Annotated in this window: 20 protein-coding genes; 15 read left to right on the forward strand and 5 right to left on the reverse strand. The window is 28.0% G+C overall.

Features of this window, described 5'->3' with window-relative positions; translation table 11 throughout:
* Positions 1–5 precede the first annotated feature (5 nt).
* Together CSBG_RS01680 and CSBG_RS01685 are read right to left on the reverse strand one after the other, a co-directional pair.
* Positions 6–1,052: an FAD:protein FMN transferase gene (locus tag CSBG_RS01680; RefSeq protein WP_008676527.1), complete on the reverse strand. Its 1,047-nt coding sequence runs from the start codon at positions 1,050–1,052 to the stop codon at positions 6–8.
* A 102-nt stretch (positions 1,053–1,154) separates the two neighbouring features.
* Positions 1,155–1,577 carry an FMN-binding protein gene (locus CSBG_RS01685; RefSeq protein WP_008676529.1) on the reverse strand — a complete coding sequence of 141 codons (423 nt, stop codon included), beginning with the start codon at positions 1,575–1,577 and terminating at the stop codon, positions 1,155–1,157.
* 317 nt (positions 1,578–1,894) lie between these two features.
* Between CSBG_RS01685 and CSBG_RS01690 the strand changes: the two genes are divergently transcribed.
* From CSBG_RS01690 to CSBG_RS01705, 4 genes are all read left to right on the forward strand, one after another.
* A complete protein-coding gene (locus tag CSBG_RS01690) occupies positions 1,895–3,769 on the forward strand; it encodes an FAD-dependent oxidoreductase (protein ID WP_008676532.1) in 1,875 nt (624 codons plus the stop codon).
* A gap of 128 nt (positions 3,770–3,897) precedes the next feature.
* On the forward strand, positions 3,898–4,278 hold the full coding sequence (locus CSBG_RS01695) for a NusG domain II-containing protein (RefSeq protein WP_008676534.1): 381 nt from the start codon (positions 3,898–3,900) through the stop codon (positions 4,276–4,278).
* Positions 4,279–4,287: 9 nt separating this feature from the next.
* Positions 4,288–4,800 carry a Gx transporter family protein gene (locus CSBG_RS01700; RefSeq protein WP_008676535.1) on the forward strand — a complete coding sequence of 171 codons (513 nt, stop codon included), beginning with the start codon at positions 4,288–4,290 and terminating at the stop codon, positions 4,798–4,800.
* Between the two features lie 308 nt (positions 4,801–5,108).
* Positions 5,109–6,074, forward strand: coding sequence for a polyprenyl synthetase family protein (locus CSBG_RS01705; RefSeq protein ID WP_008676536.1), 966 nt, complete (start codon positions 5,109–5,111; stop codon positions 6,072–6,074).
* Positions 6,075–6,081: 7 nt separating this feature from the next.
* Here CSBG_RS01705 and CSBG_RS01710 read toward each other — a convergent pair whose 3' ends face one another.
* Positions 6,082–6,969 carry a LysR family transcriptional regulator gene (locus CSBG_RS01710; protein ID WP_008676537.1) on the reverse strand — a complete coding sequence of 296 codons (888 nt, stop codon included), beginning with the start codon at positions 6,967–6,969 and terminating at the stop codon, positions 6,082–6,084.
* Positions 6,970–7,100: 131 nt separating this feature from the next.
* On the opposite strand from CSBG_RS01710, the gene CSBG_RS01715 reads away from it, so the two are divergent.
* Positions 7,101–8,213, forward strand: coding sequence for an ABC transporter substrate-binding protein (locus tag CSBG_RS01715; RefSeq protein ID WP_008676538.1), 1,113 nt, complete (start codon positions 7,101–7,103; stop codon positions 8,211–8,213).
* Here CSBG_RS01715 and CSBG_RS01720 read toward each other — a convergent pair.
* The gene (locus tag CSBG_RS01720) at positions 8,210–9,331 is read right to left on the reverse strand and encodes a glycosyltransferase family 1 protein (protein WP_008676539.1); all 1,122 of its coding nucleotides are present in this window, start codon (positions 9,329–9,331) and stop codon (positions 8,210–8,212) included. The genes CSBG_RS01715 and CSBG_RS01720 overlap by 4 nt on opposite strands.
* Positions 9,332–9,484: 153 nt before the next feature.
* Between CSBG_RS01720 and CSBG_RS01725 the strand changes: the two genes are divergently transcribed.
* From CSBG_RS01725 to CSBG_RS01735, 3 genes are read left to right on the forward strand one after another with little or no spacing between them, the layout of a single operon-like run.
* Positions 9,485–10,477 carry a CotS family spore coat protein gene (locus CSBG_RS01725; RefSeq protein WP_008676540.1) on the forward strand — a complete coding sequence of 331 codons (993 nt, stop codon included), beginning with the start codon at positions 9,485–9,487 and terminating at the stop codon, positions 10,475–10,477.
* A complete protein-coding gene (locus CSBG_RS01730) occupies positions 10,443–11,243 on the forward strand; it encodes a hypothetical protein (protein ID WP_235840777.1) in 801 nt (266 codons plus the stop codon). The genes CSBG_RS01725 and CSBG_RS01730 overlap by 35 nt, the downstream gene beginning before the upstream one ends.
* Before the next feature lie 16 nt (positions 11,244–11,259).
* Positions 11,260–12,306: a CotS family spore coat protein gene (locus CSBG_RS01735; protein ID WP_008676545.1), complete on the forward strand. Its 1,047-nt coding sequence runs from the start codon at positions 11,260–11,262 to the stop codon at positions 12,304–12,306.
* A gap of 53 nt (positions 12,307–12,359) precedes the next feature.
* Here the strand turns inward: CSBG_RS01735 and CSBG_RS01740 are convergent, their stop codons facing one another.
* Complete coding sequence (locus CSBG_RS01740) at positions 12,360–13,478, reverse strand: glycosyltransferase family 1 protein (protein WP_008676547.1); 1,119 nt, start codon at positions 13,476–13,478, stop codon at positions 12,360–12,362.
* Between the two features lie 105 nt (positions 13,479–13,583).
* Here CSBG_RS01740 and CSBG_RS01745 point away from each other — a divergent pair, with 105 nt between their 5' ends.
* The 7 genes from CSBG_RS01745 (at position 13,584) to ispE (ending at position 22,577) form a co-directional block, all read left to right on the forward strand.
* Entirely contained in the window at positions 13,584–14,585 is a 1,002-nt protein-coding gene (locus CSBG_RS01745) for a CotS family spore coat protein (protein WP_008676549.1), read from the forward strand.
* 85 nt (positions 14,586–14,670) lie between these two features.
* The gene (gene yabG, locus CSBG_RS01750; protein WP_008676551.1) at positions 14,671–15,561 is read left to right on the forward strand and encodes a sporulation peptidase YabG; all 891 of its coding nucleotides are present in this window, start codon (positions 14,671–14,673) and stop codon (positions 15,559–15,561) included.
* A gap of 250 nt (positions 15,562–15,811) precedes the next feature.
* On the forward strand, positions 15,812–16,048 hold the full coding sequence (locus CSBG_RS01755) for a Veg family protein (protein WP_008676552.1): 237 nt from the start codon (positions 15,812–15,814) through the stop codon (positions 16,046–16,048).
* 375 nt (positions 16,049–16,423) lie between these two features.
* Entirely contained in the window at positions 16,424–18,007 is a 1,584-nt protein-coding gene (locus tag CSBG_RS01760) for an SPOCS domain-containing protein (RefSeq protein ID WP_008676554.1), read from the forward strand.
* A gap of 165 nt (positions 18,008–18,172) precedes the next feature.
* Positions 18,173–19,009 carry a cyanophycinase gene (locus CSBG_RS01765; RefSeq protein WP_008676555.1) on the forward strand — a complete coding sequence of 279 codons (837 nt, stop codon included), beginning with the start codon at positions 18,173–18,175 and terminating at the stop codon, positions 19,007–19,009.
* Entirely contained in the window at positions 18,990–21,614 is a 2,625-nt protein-coding gene (gene cphA / locus CSBG_RS01770) for a cyanophycin synthetase (protein WP_008676557.1), read from the forward strand. The genes CSBG_RS01765 and cphA overlap by 20 nt, the downstream gene beginning before the upstream one ends.
* Before the next feature lie 120 nt (positions 21,615–21,734).
* Positions 21,735–22,577, forward strand: a complete 843-nt coding sequence (gene ispE / locus CSBG_RS01775) for a 4-(cytidine 5'-diphospho)-2-C-methyl-D-erythritol kinase (RefSeq protein WP_008676558.1) — start codon at positions 21,735–21,737, stop codon at positions 22,575–22,577.
* The last annotated feature ends 1 nt before the right edge of the window (position 22,578 follow it).

Raw genomic sequence — 22,578 nt, forward strand, 5'->3', positions numbered from 1 at the left:
TTTACTTAGTTTGATAATGTGAAATCTGTATTTGTTAATTTAAATATATCTCTTATTCCATCTGTTATGTAAATTTTATTATCTTTAGTAACAAAAATTGCATCTATCCCTTCTTGTGTATTAATAAATTTCATACCTTCCTCAACACCCATAGCAAATACAGAAGTTGATAAAGCATCACCATCTGATGATTTATCACTTATTATAGTTATTCCAGCTATTTCATTTTCATAAGGATAGCCAGTTTTAGGACTTAATATATGATGATATTTGATTCCATCTTTTTCAATATATCTTTCATATATACCTGAAGTTACTATTGATTTATTTTTTACAGTGATTGTGCCGATTATATCTCCACGATCAGAAAATGGATTTTGTATTCCTATTCTCCAAGTGCTGCCATCAACTTTTAATCCATGAGCGAAGATATTTCCACCTAAATCTATTATAGCGCTTTTAACCCCTTCTTCAGTAAGGATATCTGAAATAACATCGGCAGTATATCCTTTTGCTACACCACCAAGATCTATCATCATTCCTTGTCTTTTTAAGAATACAGAATTTTCTTCGTCATTAAGCTCAACATCAGAATATCCTACTAATGGAATTCTTGAGTCTATTTCTTCTTGCGTTGGAACCTTAGCTTCAGGAAGACCAATATTCCAAAGTTTAACTATTGGACCAACTGAAATATCAAATAGACCATTGGAAAGCTTAGCATACTCCAATCCTTTCTTTATTACTGTATATGTATCATAATCTACTTTTACTGGTTCAATTCCTGCAGATTCATTTATTTTATCTACTAAGGTACCATTTTCATTAATACTTAAAGTAGATTCTAGTTCCTTGACTTTGGTAAATACTTTATCTAATATACCTTCATCATTGCTATCGTAAAGAGTTACAGTGACTACTGTTCCCATTAGAAGTTCAGTTTTAGAGAGGGGTTCAGTAACTTTGTTATCTTTTGAACAACCGGATAAAATTGTAAGAGAAAAAATTAACAGGATGGATATAGTAAAATAATTTAAATATTTTTTCTTCATAGATCTTCCTCCTAAATAATATATCACTATCTATTATAAGTAAAAATTGTAGAAATAACAAAAGACTTTAGGTAAAAAACCTAAAGCCTAATATTAAAGAGATTATTTAGCTTTTCCTAAAGCTTTTTCTGCTAAAGTTTTGAAAGAATCACTTGAGCTAGTAGCACCAGTTACTACATCAACTGAAGCAACATCTTGCTTTTCAACTAAAGATTCTTCTAATTTAGGGAAAGCTTCTGATGGGTTAGTACCCTTAGCTTCTTTCATTTTAGCGTTGTATTCAGCATCATCTTTTTTGCTTCCTTTTTCGCCAACTTCGTCATATTTAACTGCAGCGATTTTTCCATCTTTAACTTCTATTTCGATAGATGCTTCATATCCTCTTTCATCTTTTTCAGATTTTTCAGTATATGTTCCGTCTTTTAATCCAGACTTCTTAGCTTCTTCTTTGTTTCCACATCCTACAAATATAGTAGTAGCTAATGCAGCAACTGCTAATAAGCTTATAACTCTTTTAGATTTCATAAAAAAATCCCCCTCAAAATTATTTAAATTTTCCATTGAATTGTTTCAATTACTAGATAATTATACACAAAAAAATACATCTTTGATATTCGATTTTCTTATAGTATATAAGTATAAATGATAGTGTTAAAAAATATACAATCAAGTCAAAGCATTGTATTTAAAGGGATTAACCCTCAAAAAACGTTGATTCATGTGAAAAAAATTGTTAAAAAAACCACAAAAAAATAATTTGTACTATATAGACATATTATAAAATAGTGTATAGAATTAAATATGCTATTTTAGAATTATTTAAATGAAGGGATGGGTGTAACATGTCAAAAAATAAGATACTTGTTCTTGGTGCTGGATATGGTGGTGTTCGTACTGCTAAAAAACTAGCAAAGAAGTATAAGAAAAACAATGATGTGGAAATAACATTAATAGATAGAAATCCATATCATACTTTAATGACAGAATTACATGAAGTTGCAGGGGGAAGAGTTCACCCTGAATCAGTTCAAGTAGAATTATGCAAAATTTTTGGTAAATCAAAGGTTAATGTAGTTACAGACTTTATAGAAAAAGTTGATACAGATAATAAGGTGGTAAAGACTACATATGGAGAATATTCATATGATTACTTAGTAATAGGTACAGGTAGTGAACCAGCATTTTTTGGCGTTCCAGGAGTAAAAGAAAATGGATTTACTTTATGGTCATTTGAAGATGCATTAAAAATAAGAAAGCATATACAAGACATGTTTGCTAAAGCAAGTCTAGAAAGAAACGCTGCTAAGAGAAAAGAAATGCTTACATTTATAGTAGCTGGCTCTGGGTTTACTGGAATAGAAATGGCTGGAGAGCTTTTAGAGTGGAAGACTAGATTAGCAAGAGAATATAATGTTGATGAAAGTGAAGTAACTTTAAAAGTTGTTGAAGCTATGGGAACTATCTTAAATATGTTAGATAGAAAACAAGCTGATAAAGCAGAGAAATACATGGTTAAACATGGAATGGAAATATTAAAGAATTCTCCAATCGTTGAAGTTACTGAAAATAAGATAGTACTTAAGAGTGGTGAAAAAATAAATACAAGAACATTAATATGGACTTGTGGAATACAAGCAAATCAAGATGCTAAGGAATATGGATTAGATACAGCAAGAGCAGGAAGATTACAAACAAATGAGTTCATGCAAGCTGTTGGAAAGAAAGATGTATTCGTAGTTGGAGATATGGCTTATTTTGAGGAAGAAGCTGGAAAAGGAACTCCTCAAATAGTTGAAGCTGCAGTTCAAACAGCAGATACAGTTGTTAAAAATATAGTTGCATCAATTGAAAATAAAGAAATGCAAAAATTCCAAGGAAAATATCATGGATTTATGGTTTCAATTGGTGGTAGATATTGTGTTGCAAACTTAATGGGACTTAAATTATCAGGATTTTTTGCAATGATAATGAAACATTTAGTTAACATACACTACTTATTTGATGTAAATGATGTACATGCAATATACAGTTATTTACAACATGAATTCTTTACTATGGAAGATAGAAGATCAGTGATGAGAGGTCATTTATCATCTAAAGCAAATAGATTATGGTTAGTACCTTTAAGATTATATATAGGATGCTTATGGTTAATTGAAGGATTAAAGAAATTATTAGGTGAAAGTACATGGGAATCTATGTGGAAAGCTGATAGCATAGGGGATTTCTTTAAGAATATAACTATAGGTGCTGATAGCTGGACTAAAGCTGGAAATATTAAGATGCCATTTGAATGGTTACAACAAGCTACTTCAGGTGCATCAGCAAGTACAGAAACAGCAGCTGAATTTGCAACACCAATTCTTAAGGAAGTTCCAGGTTGGTACGCAGCAATAATGCAAGTAATGATGCCAAACCCAGAAGTTGCTGTATGGTTCCAAAGAATTGTTGTATTAATGGAAATAGGAATGGGATTATGTTTAATAGCAGGATTATTCACATTCATATTTAGTGCTGTTTCAGCTGGTATGGTAGTAAACTTCGTTTTATGTGCTATGGCTGGTTGGGATATACTTTGGTTCTTCTTTGGTTCAATTGCATTAATGAGTGGTGCAGGTAGAACATTTGGATTAGATTATTATATAATGCCATGGATTACGAGATTAGCAGATAATTTCTGGCATGGTAAAAAACAACCAATGTATAAAAATGTATAGAAATAAGTGTAGTAAAGTATTATAATACTAAAATAATATTATAAGGTAGAGTTTCATACTCTACCTTATAACATATAAAACTATATTACAAATTCATCCAATTATATTATAATGGAGATGATTAATTTATGTTTAAAAAATTAGATTTTGTTATAATAGCAGTGTTAATGGTTTTATCATTTCTTCCAGAAATTATTTTAGGAGCCTCAATAGGAAAGGGATATAATAATACATATGCGGAAATAACAATTGCAGGAAAAATATATAAGACGATACCTTTATCTGAACATAAGGGAGAAGAGCGTATTGAAGTAAAGACTAAAGATGGATTTAATATTATAAAAGTAAAAGATAATAAAATTGGTATAATTGAAGCAGATTGTCCTGATAAGGTTTGTATGAATCCTGAATACATAGAGAAGCCAGGGCAAAGCTTAGTTTGTCTTCCACATAGAGTTATGATAGAAATTAAAGGGAAGATAGATGATGATATTATACTATCACATTAAGGAGGAGCTATGAAAAAGACTAATAAAATTGTATATATAGGATTATTAGTAGCTCAAGCCTTAGTTTTACATATTATTGAGCGAATGATCCCAGTACCATTTGTAACACCTGGTGCTAAGTTAGGATTAGCAAATTTAATTACTGTTATTGCTTTATATACTTTAGATAGTAGAAAAGATGCTTTTTTAGTACTATTTTTAAGACTTTCATTAAGCACTATGTTTGGAGGAAACTTATCATCATTTATGTATAGTGCGGCTGGAGGAATCTTAAGCTTTGGTGCAATGAGTATCGTAAAGGACTTATTTAAGGATAAAGTTAGTATTATAGGTGTAAGTTCAGCAGGAGCAATATTTCATAATGTAGGACAATTAATAATTGCATCCCTAATAGTAAAAAATATAGGAGTTATGTTATATTTGCCTATTTTATCAACTGTAGGAATAGTCACAGGAATTTTTATTGGAATAGCTGCAAATTATATTGTAGCACATTTAAGAAGATTACCAATGTTTAGATAATACTGAATAGAATTATCTAGGTTAAGTTCAATAATATATTCTTGATTTTATGATATAAATAAGAAAAACATATAGAAATTATAATTAAGATTTTTATTTAAAAAAATTTATCATAAATTGATTATGTTTAAATAATGTTAGTATTTATAAACTTATATAAAATTCAATCAATATATGATTTAAATTCGATATTTTACTTAAGTAACTATTAATATTATTATTTATTATGTAGATCATTGATTTAACTATATTAATAGGTAAAGATATTAAGTCTATGACTTAGACTATCACTAAGAAGGTGGATTGTAATGGACAATATTTGGAATAATTATCCTGAGATAAAACGAGAACTTGTTGATGTATTGGATTTAATGAAAAAGAATGTTAAATGCAAGGACAAGAAAATCGAAAACTCCATAATAGAATTAATAGAGTCAGGTGGTAAGTTGTTAAGACCTGCTTTTGTTTTAATAGGATCAAAATTTGGGACCAATGATACAGAAAAATCTATTCCAACTGCAGCTGTGATTGAAATGCTACATATGGCAACGCTGGTACATGATGATGTAATAGATGATTCTAAACTTAGAAGAGGTAGAGAAACTATCCAATCTAAATATGGAAAGGATTATGCTGTATACATAGGGGATTATCTTTTCTGTGTATGTTTTAAAATTTTGGCTACAAGTGCTTCATTGCAAGCTATAAAAGTAGATTCGAGAGCAATGTCAAAAATTTGTATGGGTGAAGTGAATCAGCTAAATTCTAGGTTTTCTATGAAACTATCAGTAAAAGATTATTTAAATAGAATTTCAGGAAAAACTGCAGAATTGTTTTCAATTTCATTATATTTAGGAGCAGCTGAATGTAATGCAGATGATAAGGTTAGTAAGGAACTTGGAAAAATAGGACATAATTTAGGTATGGCTTTTCAAATAATAGATGATATTTTAGATTATGAAGGAAATGATAATAGTATTAAAAAGTCTGCGGCAAATGACTTGAAGCAAGGAATATATACTATCCCATTAATTTATGCATATAAAAATAATAAATCAGCATTTGATGATGTTCTTGGAAAAGACTTTTATACGGAAGATGAAGTAAGGAATATAGTAAACTTAGTAAAAGAAAATAATGGAATAAAAATGGCAAAAGAATTAGCTGAAAAATATATGAAAAAATGCTTTAAAGGAATAGATATGCTTCCTAATAATGAATACAAAAATATATTAAGGGAAATAGCCGAGTGGTTATTACTTAGAACATATTAAAGGGTTACTAAATTAAGTAACCCTTTAATATGTTTTTTAGTGATTTTACGAATTCTGTATTTATTTTATAAAATGAATTTAAATAATTTATGTATATTGGAAGAGAAAGAGAAAAATCTTCAATCCTTATTCTTTTTATATTAGTTGTTGAACAATAATTGTTATATATGCTCATTGGAACAAAAGTAACAGCTTTGCTGGATAAGACTCCATTTAATGCTGCAAAATATGAATTAGTGCTGTATAGTATATTTAAATTATCTAGCTTTTTTTCATCACAATTTAAAGCTAAACATAATGATTTTTTTAAACAAGTTTTATCAGAAGGAAATATTATAGGTAAATCAAATAGCTGATCCTTTTTTATAGAGTTAATTGGAAAATTAACATCAGATATCAAAACGATTTCATCAAGTCCTATCTCTTTTGTAATAATTCCTTCATGATCTTCAGGTTTTCTATAACATATATATATATCACATATATTATTTATCAAGTTTGTGTTTGTGCAACACTCTATAGTGTTAAGATTTATTGTGTATGAATTATATACTTTTTTTAGCTTTGATACAATAACAGGTAAAATGGTTAAGCTAATTGATTCTACAGCTTCAATTGATATGTACTTTTTTTTATTTACAGAGTTTAATAGTTCCTCTTGCATTTTATTATAAGCACTAAGTATAGATTCACAATACTTAAATAAAATTTCGCCTTCAGGAGTAAGGCTAACACCTTTATTACTTCTATTCAATAATTTTACATTTAGTTTGTTTTCTAATTTTAATATTTGTTGACTTAGTGCAGATTGTGATATATGCGCATTTTTTGCTACAGTTGAAATACTTTTTGAGTTAGCAACTTGAAAAAAATAATTTAAACTATCTATATGCATAACAATCTCCTATCTAATATTTTATATATTTAATTATTATAGTATAATACTCATTAAAAAGCAAAGTTATTTAATGTTATTAAATTTAGGGTGGTTAAGTATTATTAATTATATATTAGGACGTGATTTAGATGAAAATTAGAAGAAAATTATCAATATATCTTATAATAATTATATTTACTGTATTGTTGGTAAATACACTAGTAACTAATACAAATGATCATATAATAAAAGGAAATATAAATATATGGGTTGAAGATAAATATTATTCATATTTTACTTCTACTGCAAAGGAGTTTGAGAAAAATAATAAAAAAGTTAGCATTAAAGTCGTGAGTGTTAAGCAAGAAGATTATTTATATAAAATATTAAATACTGTTCCAAATGAATTACCTAGTATAGTTCATTTAAATTTCAAGGAATTAAATAGTGTTATAGATAAAATAGAATTTACGAATGAAAATAAACAAATAATAGAGACATATAATAAAAATTTTAATAATAGTAGGTTAGAAGAAGTGCAAATAAAGGATAACTATTATGCAGTTCCCTTTACATCTAATCCAATAGCATTGTATCTAAGAAGTGATATTTTAAAGAAGTTTGGATATAAGGCTGAGGATATTAATAGTTGGGAAAGATTAATAGAGATTGGTAAAGATATTTATACTAAGAGCAATGGAGATATAAATATATTTTCTAGTCAAGATAAAGAAAATATAAGGCTTTTGTTAGCTGCACAATTAGTTGATTATGAAGAAAAAAGTTACGAAAATAATCAGATTAATGATATTATAAATTCAATATATAATGAATCTTTTATAAATGATAGCAATTATATTTGTAGAATTGCCTCTATAGATTTTTATAAGGATTTAATAAACAATAGTATAGATGGAATATGGGAGTGTAAAAATCCACCAAGTCTTAATATAGGTGAAAATAAATTTTATGATATAGGTGGTGAAAACTTAGTAGCTTTAAATATTGAAAATAATAAAGAAGCAATAAAAAGTTTTATTTCATATGCATCAACTAATAAGGAGTTGTTATCAAAGGAAATGTTAGAGTGTAATTTTGTACCTAGTTCTTTATATTCTTTAAGGACAAAAAATATAAATAAAGAAGGTACTAAAGTACAAGGGAGTAGCCCTTTCCTAATATTAAGCAATATAGTGGAAAAGGCTCCAGAGATAAAAAGTTATGATAAATTTAATGAAATAATATATAACGTATATAATTAGTGTTTAGAGATTTCTTTATAAGCCTCCAATGTTTTTATGGCGGTTTGCCTCCAAGAAAATTGGAGACTTCTTTCATATCCTTTTTTTGATAATTCTTTTTTAAAATTATTGTTATTTAGTAAGTTTAATAATGATTCTTCAAGCTCTGTTTTATTAGAAGGGTCTATTAATATACATGAATCACCAGTAACTTCAGGAATTGATGTTGTATTAGATGTTATAACTGGGGTCATGCAGCTCATAGCTTCTAAAGGAGGCAGACCAAATCCTTCATAAAAAGATGGATAAATAAAAGCTTCAGCTCCGTTATATAGAGTTGGAAGAAGAGCATCATCGATAAATCCTGTAAATAATATATTTTCATTAGATGGCAATGACTTTGCAAGCTCAGCAAGCTTCTTTCCTTCATCTTTAAGTGAACCAGCTAAAAGCAATATGTGAGGCTCGTTTAAATCTTTAGATATTTTATCAAAAGCTAAAATAAGTCCTCGAGCATTTTTCCGTAAACTGAATCCACCTATGTATAGTATATAGGGTTTATTGAAATTGAATTTTTCTTTAATATAGTTTTTACAATAATCCTTATCAAGGGGTTTGAAGTTTGAGTTTGCTGCTAGAGGAGTAACAAATACCTTTTCTTCAGGAATGTGATTAAAAAATTTTAAAATGTCCTTTTTAGAATATTCTGAGACTGTAAGTATTCCTTTGGAGTTATCAATTATAGAAGGCATATTTTTTAAAAATCTCTCTAAATATCCTCGACCAGTAGTTTCAGGTAAAATATATGGAATTAAGTCATGTATAGTAACTATACAGTTGTTTTCATAATTTTCACAAAGCCCAATCCCATTTTGAGGGATATGATGAAGATCTATGTTATTATTTTTAATAAAGTTTGGAAAATAATAATTTTCGTAAAATCCACTATGCCTTCTTGAGGTGAAGATTATTTGGCTATTTTCTCTTTTATAACTTTCATAATTTTTACCTGTCCAAAATAATGAATACTCATTTTCTTTATCTATATTAAGCAATTCTCTAACAAGATTTTCAGTATAAGTACCAATTCCACTACCATTGTATAAGGTAATTCCTCTAGCATCTATAGATATTTTCATACTAATCCTCCTAAATTATCTTATATATTTATAGATATTATTTATTTTTTTATATATAACAGAATATTATTAATAATTTAATTCTGTGATAGTAAACACAATAAAATATAGACTTTCATATAATGGCATTGAGTAATTATTAAGGAGAATTACATGGATATTTTATATATAAAAAAAGAAATTGAATCTAACTATCCATTAAAAATAATAAGTATAGAAAAAGTTAAAAATAGTTATAGAATCAAAACGGATGATGAGGAGTATGGTATTAAAGTAATTAAATATCAATTTCCTCATTTTTATTTTATTTTTTCTGCAATAAATCATTTAAAACAACGTGGGTTTAATAAGATACCTGAAATAATTAATACTAAGGAAAATTTGGGCTATATAAAGCTTGGAAGTAGTTACGCATATCTAAATAAATGGATTGATTGTAGAAACTGCAACTATAAGAATTCAGGGGAGTTGAAGTTAGCAGCTCAGAAGCTAGGGGAACTACATAAATGTAGTGAAGGATTTACAACAAGCAATATTATGAGACCGAGGATAGGTTGGTTTTCTTGGATAAAGGTATTTGAAACTAGATGCGATGAAATACTAGATTTTAAGAAAAGAATTTATCAAAAAGCCTATAAATCTGAATTTGATGAAGTATATTTAAGAGCCATAGATGAAGAATTAGAAAGAGGTAAAAAGGCTATAGAGGAATTAAAAGTGAATAATTATATTGGAATTATGGAGAATGAGGTGCTTAAGCGTGGCTTTTGTCATCATGACTATGCAAATCATAATGTATTAATAGATAAGAATGGTGAATTAAATATTATAGATTTTGACTACTGTTTATTAGATACTCATATACATGACTTAGCATCATTGTTGATTAGGTGTATGAAGGATGGAAATTGGAGTAATGATAAAGCTCAGCTTGTATTAAATAGTTATTCAAAAACACATTCGTTATATGAGGAAGAATTAAAACTTATAAAAGGATTTATTAGATTTCCGCAAGGGTTTTGGCAAATAGGATTACAATATTATTGGGAACAGCAGCCTTGGGGAGAAGAGTTTTTATTAAATAAGATAAATAAATATTTAAAAGATAGAAATGAAAGAGAAAAGTTTGTTGATAACTTTATTTGATAGAGGTGATGAGATGCAAAAGTTAGAGCTAAAATCATATTTAGAAGAAAGAGATATTTATATATTAAATGGAAAGACAAACAAAGTAAAAGAACAAAATCTAGAAGGTACATTTAATCAAATTGAAAATATAGTTTTATTTCATAATAGAATGGGGTGTTATAAGGAGAACTTATTACCTCGGATTGGAGCATCAATAGGTAGGGAAATTGATAATTATAACTCACAAATGATTCTAATAGGTAAGTATATAAAAGAAATTGAAAATAAAAATAACTTAAATTCAATTGATTTCTATTTAATAAGAAATGGAGAAATGTTATTAAATAAGGGAAGAAAAGCATTAAATCATATATATTCCAATAATTATAGAAAATTAATTTATAGGAGTATGAGGAATTATGAAGTTTGCTTAAGTAGGGTTGATGAAAATAATTTATTTGTGGAAGAAAATAATAAAATATTTATAGGGACAATAAAATATCTAGCATACAATCTAAAAGAGCATGATATATATTCATATATAAAGAAAATAAAGAGGAAGGATATAGAATTTAGCATAGAAGAAGTAATAGATTATTATATTAAAATTGCTAATTTGGAAAGTGACAGTAAGCAGTATTTAAGAGCTTTATGTTCATATCCAAATGAAGAGTTTAAAGTGCTAGAAAGATATATCCTAAAAAAGATAGATACAAATGAAGATAGAGTTTTAGAAATGCTATATAAAGCTAAAAGAATGGATAGTAGATGCTTAATAATTTAGTGGGGGATTTTCAAGTATGAATAAATTTAGATATGTAGACAGAGAGATATTATGCCAATATGATTTGAACGAGGAATTTTTTGAAGAGTTATCTTTAGAAATTGAAGATATAATACCTCTAAGAAAAGTATTTGTTTTATTAACAAATGAAGGTAAAAAAATTTTAAAACTTACTGATTCAAGCGAAGAAAGAATAAGATTTATAAGTGAAGCTTTAAATTATATATCAAAGGAATACAATAGTGTACTTAGTTATTATGAAGGTAAGAATGGAGAAATAACTTATAAATTTGGCTCTAATACTTACGTTTTATTAAATATGATAGAGGGAAGGGAAGCAACATTTACTAATCCTGTTGAAGTTGAGATGTGTTCTAAAAGCATAGCTAATATGCATAAAGCATCAAAAGGAATATTTAATGAATTAAGTACAGAGATAGTTAAAGGAAATTTAGGAGAATATTTGCCATATCAATTTAGCAAAGCAAAAGAAGATTTAATTAATATTAAAGAGTACGCCTTAAGATTTAGGCATAAAAGTGAATTTGATAAAATATTTTTAGAAAATGTTGATAGTAATATTGATCAAATACAAAAGTCTATAGAACTTTTAGCTATGTGTGAATACAATTCAATGTTAGAGGATTTTAATAAAAGAGTTTTATGTCATAATGATTTAGCACATCATAATTTTATTATCGATGGAGATGATGTTAAAATAATAGATTTTGATTACTGTAAGATAGATACTAGAGCTGTAGATATAGCAAATTACTCAATAAAAGTAATAAAAAATAGTTGTTATGACTTTGATAAGTTTAAATTAATTTTAGATTCTTATGATTCAATAGAAAAATTAAGCAAACAAGAAATTAAACTCATATATGCTATTATAAGTTTCCCTAGGGATTTTATAACAATATCAAGGGATTATTATTATAAACAGAAGCAATGGGAATACGAAGTATTTTTAAATAGATTAAAAGATAAAATTGGTAATGAAAAGCATAGACAAGATTTTATAGAAAATTTTATAACTGAAATGGTCGAATATTTTTATTAATAATTAAAAGGACATCATATTTTTAAATTTGATGTCCTTTTAATTTAAATATATTAAGATTTAATAATTTTTTCATAAGCTTTAAGTGTTGACTTAGCGGTTATATTCCATGAATACTTAGAACTGTTTATTAGTCCTTGTTTAATCATTCTTGCTTTAAGAGCGTCATCGTATAAAACATTTTCCATCCCAGATTTTAGAGAATCTATATCATAAGGATTAATTAGCAAAGCCGAGTCATAACAGATCTCTGGAAGAGAAGTCACGTTGGATGTTATAACTGGCGTGCCACAAGCCATTGCTTCTAATGGAGGCAAACCAAATCCCTCATAAAATGAAGGATAAGCTAATAATTCAGATGCATTATAAAAAATGGGTAACTTTTCAAGAGGAATAAAATCAGTAAAAATAACATCATCTTCGATATTAAGATCTACGGTTCTCTTTTTATATATGTCATATGAGATTCCTTTTTTACCTGTTATAACTAGTTTAAGACTTTTGTTTGTATTCCTAGAAAGAAGAGAAAAGGCTTCAATTAGGCCTACTATATTTTTTCTGGGACTAAAACCACCTACATAAAGAATAAAATTATCTTTTATATTATATTCTTCTTCAATAATTTTTTTGCATTGACACTTATTCAAGGGCCTATATATATCCTCAGCAGCAAGATGTGTAACAAAAATTTTATCCTCAGGAAAATTAAACTCTTTTGATATATCTTGCTTTGAAAATTCAGAAACTGTTAATATACCATCACATTTATTTATGATTTTAGGAAGTTCGTTATTAAATATATATAAATAACGATCACTAACTGTTTCTGGCATTCTCAATGGGATTATATCATGCAAAGTAATAGTTTTGTGACAATTTATGCTTTGAGAAAGACCAACACCATTTTGAGGGACGTGGTAGATATCTATATTAGTATCATTTAAAATGTTAGGAACTCTAACTTCATCCCAAAAATTAGAATTCGAAGTGGCCTTTACTGATTCAACTTTGAAATTATCACTTAAATCTAGAGCTGAATTTTCGGGTAGAAAAACTAAGTAGTCATTAAGTTTATCAACTTTATTTATACTATTTATAAGTTGATAAGTATATGTGCCAATTCCTGTCCCTCTATACCATTTTGCAGCTCTGCCATCTATGCCTATCTTCATGATTTAATCCTTTCACATTGTTTTTAATTTATTATATTAAATATAGGAATAAAATGTTAATAAAAGAATACATATAGTCATATAAATATAATGGGGGTGAGCGTTATGATGAGAGAATTTGAAATAGAAAGGCAGTTTGACGTAAAAATTGAGGTTTTAAAAGCAAATAAAGGAGTATATTATTTAAAGACTAATAAGGGTGAAAGGTGTTTAAAGAAGATTAATTATGGTCCTCAAAAGCTATTATTTGTTTATGGCGCTAAGGAGCATTTAATAAATAATGGCTTTAAAGGTGTTGATAGATATTTTTTGAACATAGATGGGGAACCATATGCCCTAGTTAATGAAGATCTTTATACGCTATCTGAATGGATAGAGGGTAGAGAATGTGATTTTCATAACATAGACGAGGTGAAATTAGCAGCAAAGACTCTTGCTAGCTTACATGAGGCATCAAAGGGATATGATCCTCCAGAAAATTCTAAGCTGAAGAGTGATTTGGGTAGATGGACTCACCTTATGAATAAAAGAATAAAGTCCTTTGATAAAATGAGAGATATGGTAAGAAAGAAGAATAATAAAAATAGTTTTGATTTACTATATTTAAAATCAATGGAATTCTATAAAGAGATAGGTAAAAAAGCTTTAAAAACATTAGAAGAATCAGAATATATGCAGTTATGTGAAATAGCAGAAAATGAAAAAAGCTTTTGCCATCATGACTTCACATATCATAATATAATTTTGGATGAAATCAATAATTGTAATGTAATTGATTTTGATTACTGTAAAAGAGAAGTAAGAACTTTTGATATGTCTAATTTTATGATAAAAGTTCTAAAAAGAGTTGACTGGGATATAAATTTTGCAAATGCAATTATAGAATCATATAATGAAGTTTCACCGCTTTTAGATAGTGAATATAAGGTATTATATGCGTATTTACAATTTCCACAAAGGTATTGGAGACTAGCTAATAGATACTATTATAACGAAGTAAACTGGGGGCAAAATACTTTTGGTAATAAAATTGAATCTATAATAAATGAGCAGGAAGCTATGCTTAAGTTTTTAGAAGAATTTAAAAAAGAGTATAAATTAGATTAAAAAAAGTGCCAAGAGCACTTTTTTTATGTACAAATAAAGAAAATTCGACATAGGATAATATAAAGTAATAAGCTAAGAGGGAAAAATGGAGATAGGTGATTTAGTAGTTAGGAAATCATATGATAAAGACATTACGTTCAAAATAATAGATATTAAAGAAGATGATAATGGTAATCCTATTTATGTATTAAAAGGTATTAGTATAAGAATTATAGCAGATTCGAAAAAGGAAGATCTAGAAGAAGTGGATGGGCAATATGTAGGGGCAAAAGAAAAGATATTAAATACAAGAGTAGAGGAAGCTATAAAGAAAGCTGTATCAATGAGGGGCGATACAGAAGCCATGAATATGATAAATAATTTAACAAGGGGGAGTAAGTCCTCTAAGACACAGCAAAATAAAGAATTAATTTTTGGGAGACCCGGGAAAATACTACACATAGATGGTGATAGTGAATACCTTGAAATGTGTCTTAAGGTTTATAAGCAGTTGTCCTTAGAGGCTATAGGTAGAGCGATTCCTGAAAGAAAGCAACCAGAGTTAATAGTTGATTTAGTTAAAGAAATGAAACCGGATATAGTTGTTTTAACAGGACATGATAGTGTTCTGCGAGTAACAGATGATTATTTAAATCTAGATAATTATAGAAATTCAAGATATTATATAGAGTCTGTAAAAGCTTTAAGAAATTATAATTCTAGTTATGATGAATTAGTAATTTTTGCAGGAGCATGTCAAAGTTGCTATGAGTGTATGTTAGATGCAGGAGCAAATTTTGCAAGCTCACCTAATAGGGTATTAATTCATTGCCTAGACCCTGTATTTGTGTGCGAAAAAATAGCATATACAAGAATTGATAAGGTTGTTTCAATAACAGATGTTATAGATAATACAATTACGGGAACAAAAGGGATTGGAGGTTTACAAACTAGAGGGAAATATAGGGAAGGATATCCAAGGTCACCGTATATTTAAAATTTTTTATTAAAAATCTACTGAAATACAGTGGGTTTTTATTTTTATACTAAAATATGACTAATTTATTAAATATACAAATAAAATGTATAAAAAAACAAAAGATAGATATACTAATAAATGTATAAAAGAGCACTAAAAAAGGTAAAAGTTTACATTGACAACTTATATTAAAGGTGATAAAATATAAATTTTGTTTGACAAAAAGTGGGTTTGGGTGTATAATATTATTTAGAAAGAAGGTGTTTATGTGGAAAAAGTAAAGACTATCGCCGCTATAAAAAGAGATATAGAAGACCATATAGGAGATAAAGTAACTCTAAAAGCAAACGGTGGGAGGAAAAAGATCCTAGTAAACAACGGAGTAATAGAAAGTGCTCACCCAAGCATTTTTGTAGTAAGGCTAGAGAATGATATTCAAAGGACAGTAACTTACAGCTATTCAGATGTATTAACTAAGACAGTACAATTATATTTTGCTTTATAGAGAATGGAGCTTCTTTTTTTTGAAGCTCCATATTTTTTTGTATGGAAATAAAAAAAGAAAGATGGTGGGTTTCCATCTTTCAACTATGGTATAAAAGGGTATTGAGAATTTATGAGAGGTTATATGGTCAATAACCTCTTTTATAATACGACATATTTTATTATATGTCAACATATTATTTAAAAAAATACAAAAAAAACTTAAACTGTTTTTATAATTCGACATTTATTTAGATAAACAATCCTATAATGTAAATAAGAGTAATTAAAATGTTGAAATTTGATTTTTTTATTTTAGAAACATTTTAAATAAGTATGAATAAATATATATGGTCATAAATATATATAATACTAGGTATCGTATGGGAGGGATTATATGTCACAAATAGATGTAATAAAAGAAGTCGTTCGTTATGAACAATTACTTAGAGAAAATTCAACTAATCATGTACTAAAGGGAGAATATCTAATAAGAGATTCACAATATCCTGATATGAAAGAAGTATTGGGAGTAGATGCAAAAGCTACCATAACTAATAAGGAAATTCTTGGAGACAAGATTATGGTAGAAGGGCAATTAAATTATATAGTATTCTATTTACCAAAGGATGAAACTATAACAGATTCACCATCAAATAAAATACATTCAGTTGTTTTTACTGATAAATTCGCCAACTATCTTGATCTTAATAGTGATGAACATAATATATTATGCGATGTTGAAGGTGAGATAGAACATATTGAAGCTGATTGGATGAATGAAAGAAAAGTAGGTATTGATGGTATACTAACTTTAAAATGGGAAGTTTATAAAAATGGCGAATTTGAATACGTAAAAGATATAGAAGGTAAAGAAGATATACAAATTAGGAAAAAGGATGAAACTCTTAATGGTGTAAAAGGGGAAAAAGAAGTTGATTTAATAGGAAAATCTATGCTTAAGGTAACTATGGATAAACCTGAAATTGAAGAAGTGTTAAAGTGTGCAATGAACGTTCATAAAAAGGAAATCAAGATTGTAGAAGATAAAGTATATGTTGGTTGCTATTGTAGAATTGAGGTATTATATAAAGGTAAAGAAAATAAGGAACTTATAACTTTACAAGATGATGTTTATTTATCAAAAGAAGAAGAAATGCCTGGAATATCAAGTGATATGATTAGTTCATTAAATTTAGGTATTAAAGATCAACAATGTTCAATTAATTTAGATGATTTAGGTGAAAATAGAGTAGTAGATATAGAGTTCTTAGTTAAAGGAAGAGTTAAAGTTTATTCAAGAGATAAGATTGAAATGTTAAAAGATGCATACTGTCCAACTATGAATATTGATCTTGAAAAAGATAATAAAGAGTTTGGAGCTATACATTCAATAACAAACATAGAAGCTATGGCTAAAGATAACATAGAACTAAAAAATGAAGAAGAGAGATTAGAACAAATAATATGCGTAACTGGTCATCCTATTATTACAGATAAAATTGTTGAGGATGATAAAGTTAAAATTGAAGGAATAGTTAAGGTATCTGTTATTTATAAACTTGCAGGTGAAGACTTAAATTATGGTATGGTAACAGGTAAGGTTCCATTTATTACTGCTGCAGATATAAAAGATACTAAAAAGGGTATGAATGCATTAATTAAAGTATCTCTAGAAACTTTAGATGCTAATATAGAAGGTAACTCAATTTCTATAAGAGCTAATGTTGGACTTACTATAAAGGTTTGTTACAAAGTAAATAAAGAATGTGTAATAAATGTTATTGAAGGCCCAGCTGAAGTCAAAGAAAAGAAAGCATCAATAACTATATATGTTGTTGGTGAAGATGATACTTTGTGGGATTTAGCAAAGAGATATAATACAACCATGGATGAATTAAATAAATTAAATGAATTAGATGGAAATGAAAACATAAAACCAGGAGATAAATTAATAATACCAGGTAGAGCCACATTTTAATTTATAATAATAATTAGAATATTCAATAATGATTATAGAATAGATTTTTATTTGTTCTATAATCATTATTTTTTTTGCCAACAAAAATGGTAATTACACCTTATAGTGAATAATATTATGCTGGGGTGGATAAAATAAGGAATGCATAAGATAAGAGGTGAAAAAATGTCAGAAAAAATTAAAGGCGATTTAATAATAATTGGAGGCGCAGAAGATAAAGAAGGCGATAAAGAAATATTAAAAAAAGTCTGTGGTTCAATAGATAAAGAAAAAGATAATATTTTAATTGCTACAATAGCAACAGAATATCCAAAAGAAGCATTAGAAAAATATACTAAAGTATTTAAGCAATTAGGAGTTAATAATATAAAAGGATTGAATATAAAAGAGAGGGCTGATTCACTAGAGGAAGCAAATATAAAACTGGTAGGCGAAGCATCACTTATATTCTTTACAGGTGGGGATCAATTACGCATAACAAGCTTAATAGGGGGAACTCCTATTTATGATGCTTTAAAAGAGGCAAGTTCTAGAGGATGTATAATAGTTGGAACATCTGCAGGGGCTTCTGTTATGAGTGATACTATGGTGGTTAAAGGGGAAGATGATGAGTCCCCAAGAAAATGCACTTTAAAAATGGCACCTGGTCTTGGTTTTGTAAAAGGAATAATGATAGATCAACATTTTGCGCAAAGAGGAAGAATTGGGAGGTTATTAACAGGAATCGCTCAAAATCCAGAAGTTTTAGGAATTGGAATAGATGAGGACACGGCTATAGTGGTAAAAGATAGTGGAATAGCACAAGTTGTAGGTACAGGGGCTGTATATTTTCTAGACGCTAGAAATATAACACATAGCAATGTATCTGAGCAATACTATGATGAAGTATTAAGTATGTTTAATGTAAGTTTACATGTGTTAAAAGAAGGGGATAAATTTAATCTCCTAACTAAGTTACCTTTTGAGGAGGATAATAGTAAAGATGAAAATAATAGAGACTAAGGTCTTTAAAGGGAAAAATATCTATTCTCATAAAAAGTGCATAAGAATAGATGTAGATTTAGAAGGATACTGTGAAACACCAAGTAAAGATATAGAAGATTTTAATGATAATCTTATTAGTATGATTCCAGAACTAAATACACATAGATGTGGAATTGATGAAGAAAGAGGATTTGTAAAAAGGTTAAGAGAAGGAACATATTTAGCTCATATATGTGAACACATTACTATAGCAATACAGAATAAATTAGGAATAGACGTGCATTATGGGAAATCTAGAGAAATAAAGGATGACCATTATTATATAATTTATCAATATATATATGAAAATGTAGCGATAGAAAGCTCTAAGCTAGCAGTTGATATAATAAATGCATTGATAAATAAGATACCTATAAATTATGATGAAAGAATAGAATTATTAGAATATATTTTGAAAGATGAAACAATGGGACCTAGTACAAAATCAATATGTGATTATGCTAATAAAGTTGGATTACCAGTCATTACTCTTGGAAATGGGGAGTTTCATCAAATAGGATATGGTAAGCAAGGAAGGGTAATTGAAGCATCGATAGGAACTAATACTAATTGTGTTTCAGTTGATATTTCTTGCAATAAATTGTTAACAAAAGAACTATTAGGAATACAGAATATCCCAGTTGCGAAAGGACTTAAAGTAAAAAATATAATAGATTTATTAAAGAGCGGGGAAGAAATAGGATATCCAGTTGTGCTAAAACCTCAGTATGGAAATCAAGGGAAGGGTGTAGTTCTTAATATTAAAAATGAAAAAGAATTGCTAAATGCTTATAATACTGTTAAAGATAAGTTTAAAGATATAATTATAGAAAAATATTATAAAGGAAATGACTTTAGAGTTTGTGTAGTTAACTACAAAGTTGTAGCTGTATCTCTTAGAATGCCACCTTATGTAAAGGGAAATGGAATTAATACTATAAGAGAACTTATAGATAAATTAAATGATAACCCTGAAAGAGGAGAAGATCATGAAAAATCATTGACTAAAATAAAGATTGATGAAGAAGTTATTAAATGTATAAATGAAAAAGGAAAGGTATTAGATGATATTTTAGCTTCTGGAGAAACTATATATTTAAGGAAAAATGCAAATTTATCAACTGGTGGAGAGGCTATAGATTATACGGATGAAATATGTGAAGAAAATATAAATTTATGTATAAGAGCTGCTAAAACTCTAAATTTAGATATATGTGGAATAGATATATGTACAGAAGATATATCAAAACCTATATATAATAATGGAATAATCATGGAGGTTAATGCTGCCCCAGGACTTAGAATGCATTTAAATCCAAGTATTGGTATTCCAAGGGATATAGGTAAAGAAATAGTTAATATGTTATATAATGATAGACCTTATAATATACCTGTTATTTCAATAACAGGAACTAATGGTAAAACAACGACAACAAGGGTAATAAGTCATACTTTAAGTAAAATGGGATACTGTGTAGGAATGACAAGTACTAGCGGGATATATATAAACGATGAATGTATAGATAGTGGTGATGATACAGGATTTGATAGTGCTAAAGCTGTTTTATTAAATCACGATGTTGATGTAGCAGTTCTAGAAACAGCAAGAGGTGGAATGATTAAAAAAGGATTAGCCTATGATTTAGCAGATGTAGCGGTAATAACTAATATAAGAGAAGATCATTTAGGGATTGATGGAGTAGATAGCATGGAAGAATTATGCTATGTTAAATCATTAGTAGGAGAGGCTGTTAAAGAAGATGGGTATGTTGTACTAAATGCTGATGATTATTGGAGTAAATCAATATTAAATAGAATAAAAGCTAATATAATATTTTTTAGCAAGGATTCCAATAACCCACTCCTAAAACAAAGTAAAATAAGTAATATATCCGTTTATTTAGAAAATGATGATATAGTAGTTTCCAATAAAGGGAAGGAATATGTTATATGCGGGATAAAAGAAGTTCCGATAACTTTAGATGGAAAATTAACTTTTAATATTGAAAATATATTAGCAATATGTGGAGCTCTAGTAGGAATGGGAATAGACTATTGCATGATAAAAAATGGAATTACAACCTATCTATTAAATTCACATAAAAATTCAGGTAGATTTAATTGTTATGATATAAATGGTATAAATGTTATATTAGATTATGGACATAACATAGATGGGTATAATTCAGTTCTTTCAGCAGTGAAAGAAATTAATAGTGGGATGTTATATGGAGTAATAGGTATTCCGGGAGATAGGACTAACGGTACAGCAAAAGAAATAGGAAAGATATCATCTAAATATCTAGACTATATTATAGTTAAAGAAGATAAAGATTTAAGGGGAAGAAAACAAGGCGAAGTCGCTGAATTAATAGTTGATGGTATAACGGAAGATAGTGATGGAAAGAAATATGAGGTTATATTAAGTGAAGAAGATGCATTTGAAAAAGCACTTAATATGGCTAAGCGTGGGGATACAGTAATAGTGTTTTTTGAAGATATGAAACCGTTGGTAAGTATTATAAATAAATTTTCAAGTTACGAGGAAGAAAGAAATATATATAATATTGAAGCTTTAAATTAGAGTTTAAGTATTCCTAGTTTACTATATTACTAAAAAAATATATAATTAAAATAAACTTCAGAGTTATCTCTGAAGTTTATTTTAAAATATTTATATTATAGTTGAAAGGAAACAAAAAGTATGAGAATGAAAGCTTATGCTAAGGTAAATATATCTTTAGATATAGTAGGAAAGAGAGAAGATGGGTATCATTTATTAGAGATGATTATGCAATCTATAGACTTGTATGATGAAATAGTTATAGAAAAGCAAAAAAAAGAAATAACTATAAAATGTAATAAACCATATGTCCCAACGGATGAAAGAAACTTAGCTTATAAGGCTGCCCAATTATTTATTGAAAAGTATAATATAGATAGTGGAGTAAATATAAATATAAAAAAGAATATACCAGTATGTGCAGGCTTGGCAGGTGGAAGTACTGATGCAGCAACTGTTTTAAAGATAATGAATTCTCTATTTAACATTAATGCATCTGATGAGGAATTAATGATTCTTGGGCTGAAATTAGGTGCAGATGTTCCTTATTGTATAAAGGGTGGAACTGCTTTGTGTAAAGGTATAGGCGAAGAAGTTACAGCGCTAAAGGGGTTTAAAGATAAAGTTATAGTCCTAGTTAAGCCACCGTTTGGTGTATCTACTAATAGTGTATATCAAGAATTTAATATAGAAAAAGCTAGAAATCATCCTAATACCAACTTAATAATAGATGCTATTAATAATGATAATCTAAAAATGGTTTGCGACAATATGAAAAATTTACTTGAAAATGTTACTTTGAGAAAACATAAAATTCTTATAAATATTAAAGAGGACATGAGGCATAATGGAGCTATGGGAACTATGATGAGTGGTAGTGGACCTACTGTTTTTGCATTTTTTGATGATATGCTTAAAGCTCAAAGATGCTTCGAAAAAATGAAAGAAAAGTACTCTGATGTATTTATTACAAGAACAATTTAGT

This window comes from Clostridium sp. 7_2_43FAA (assembly GCF_000158375.2).
Taxonomy (GTDB): Bacteria; Bacillota; Clostridia; order Clostridiales; family Clostridiaceae; genus Clostridium; species Clostridium tertium.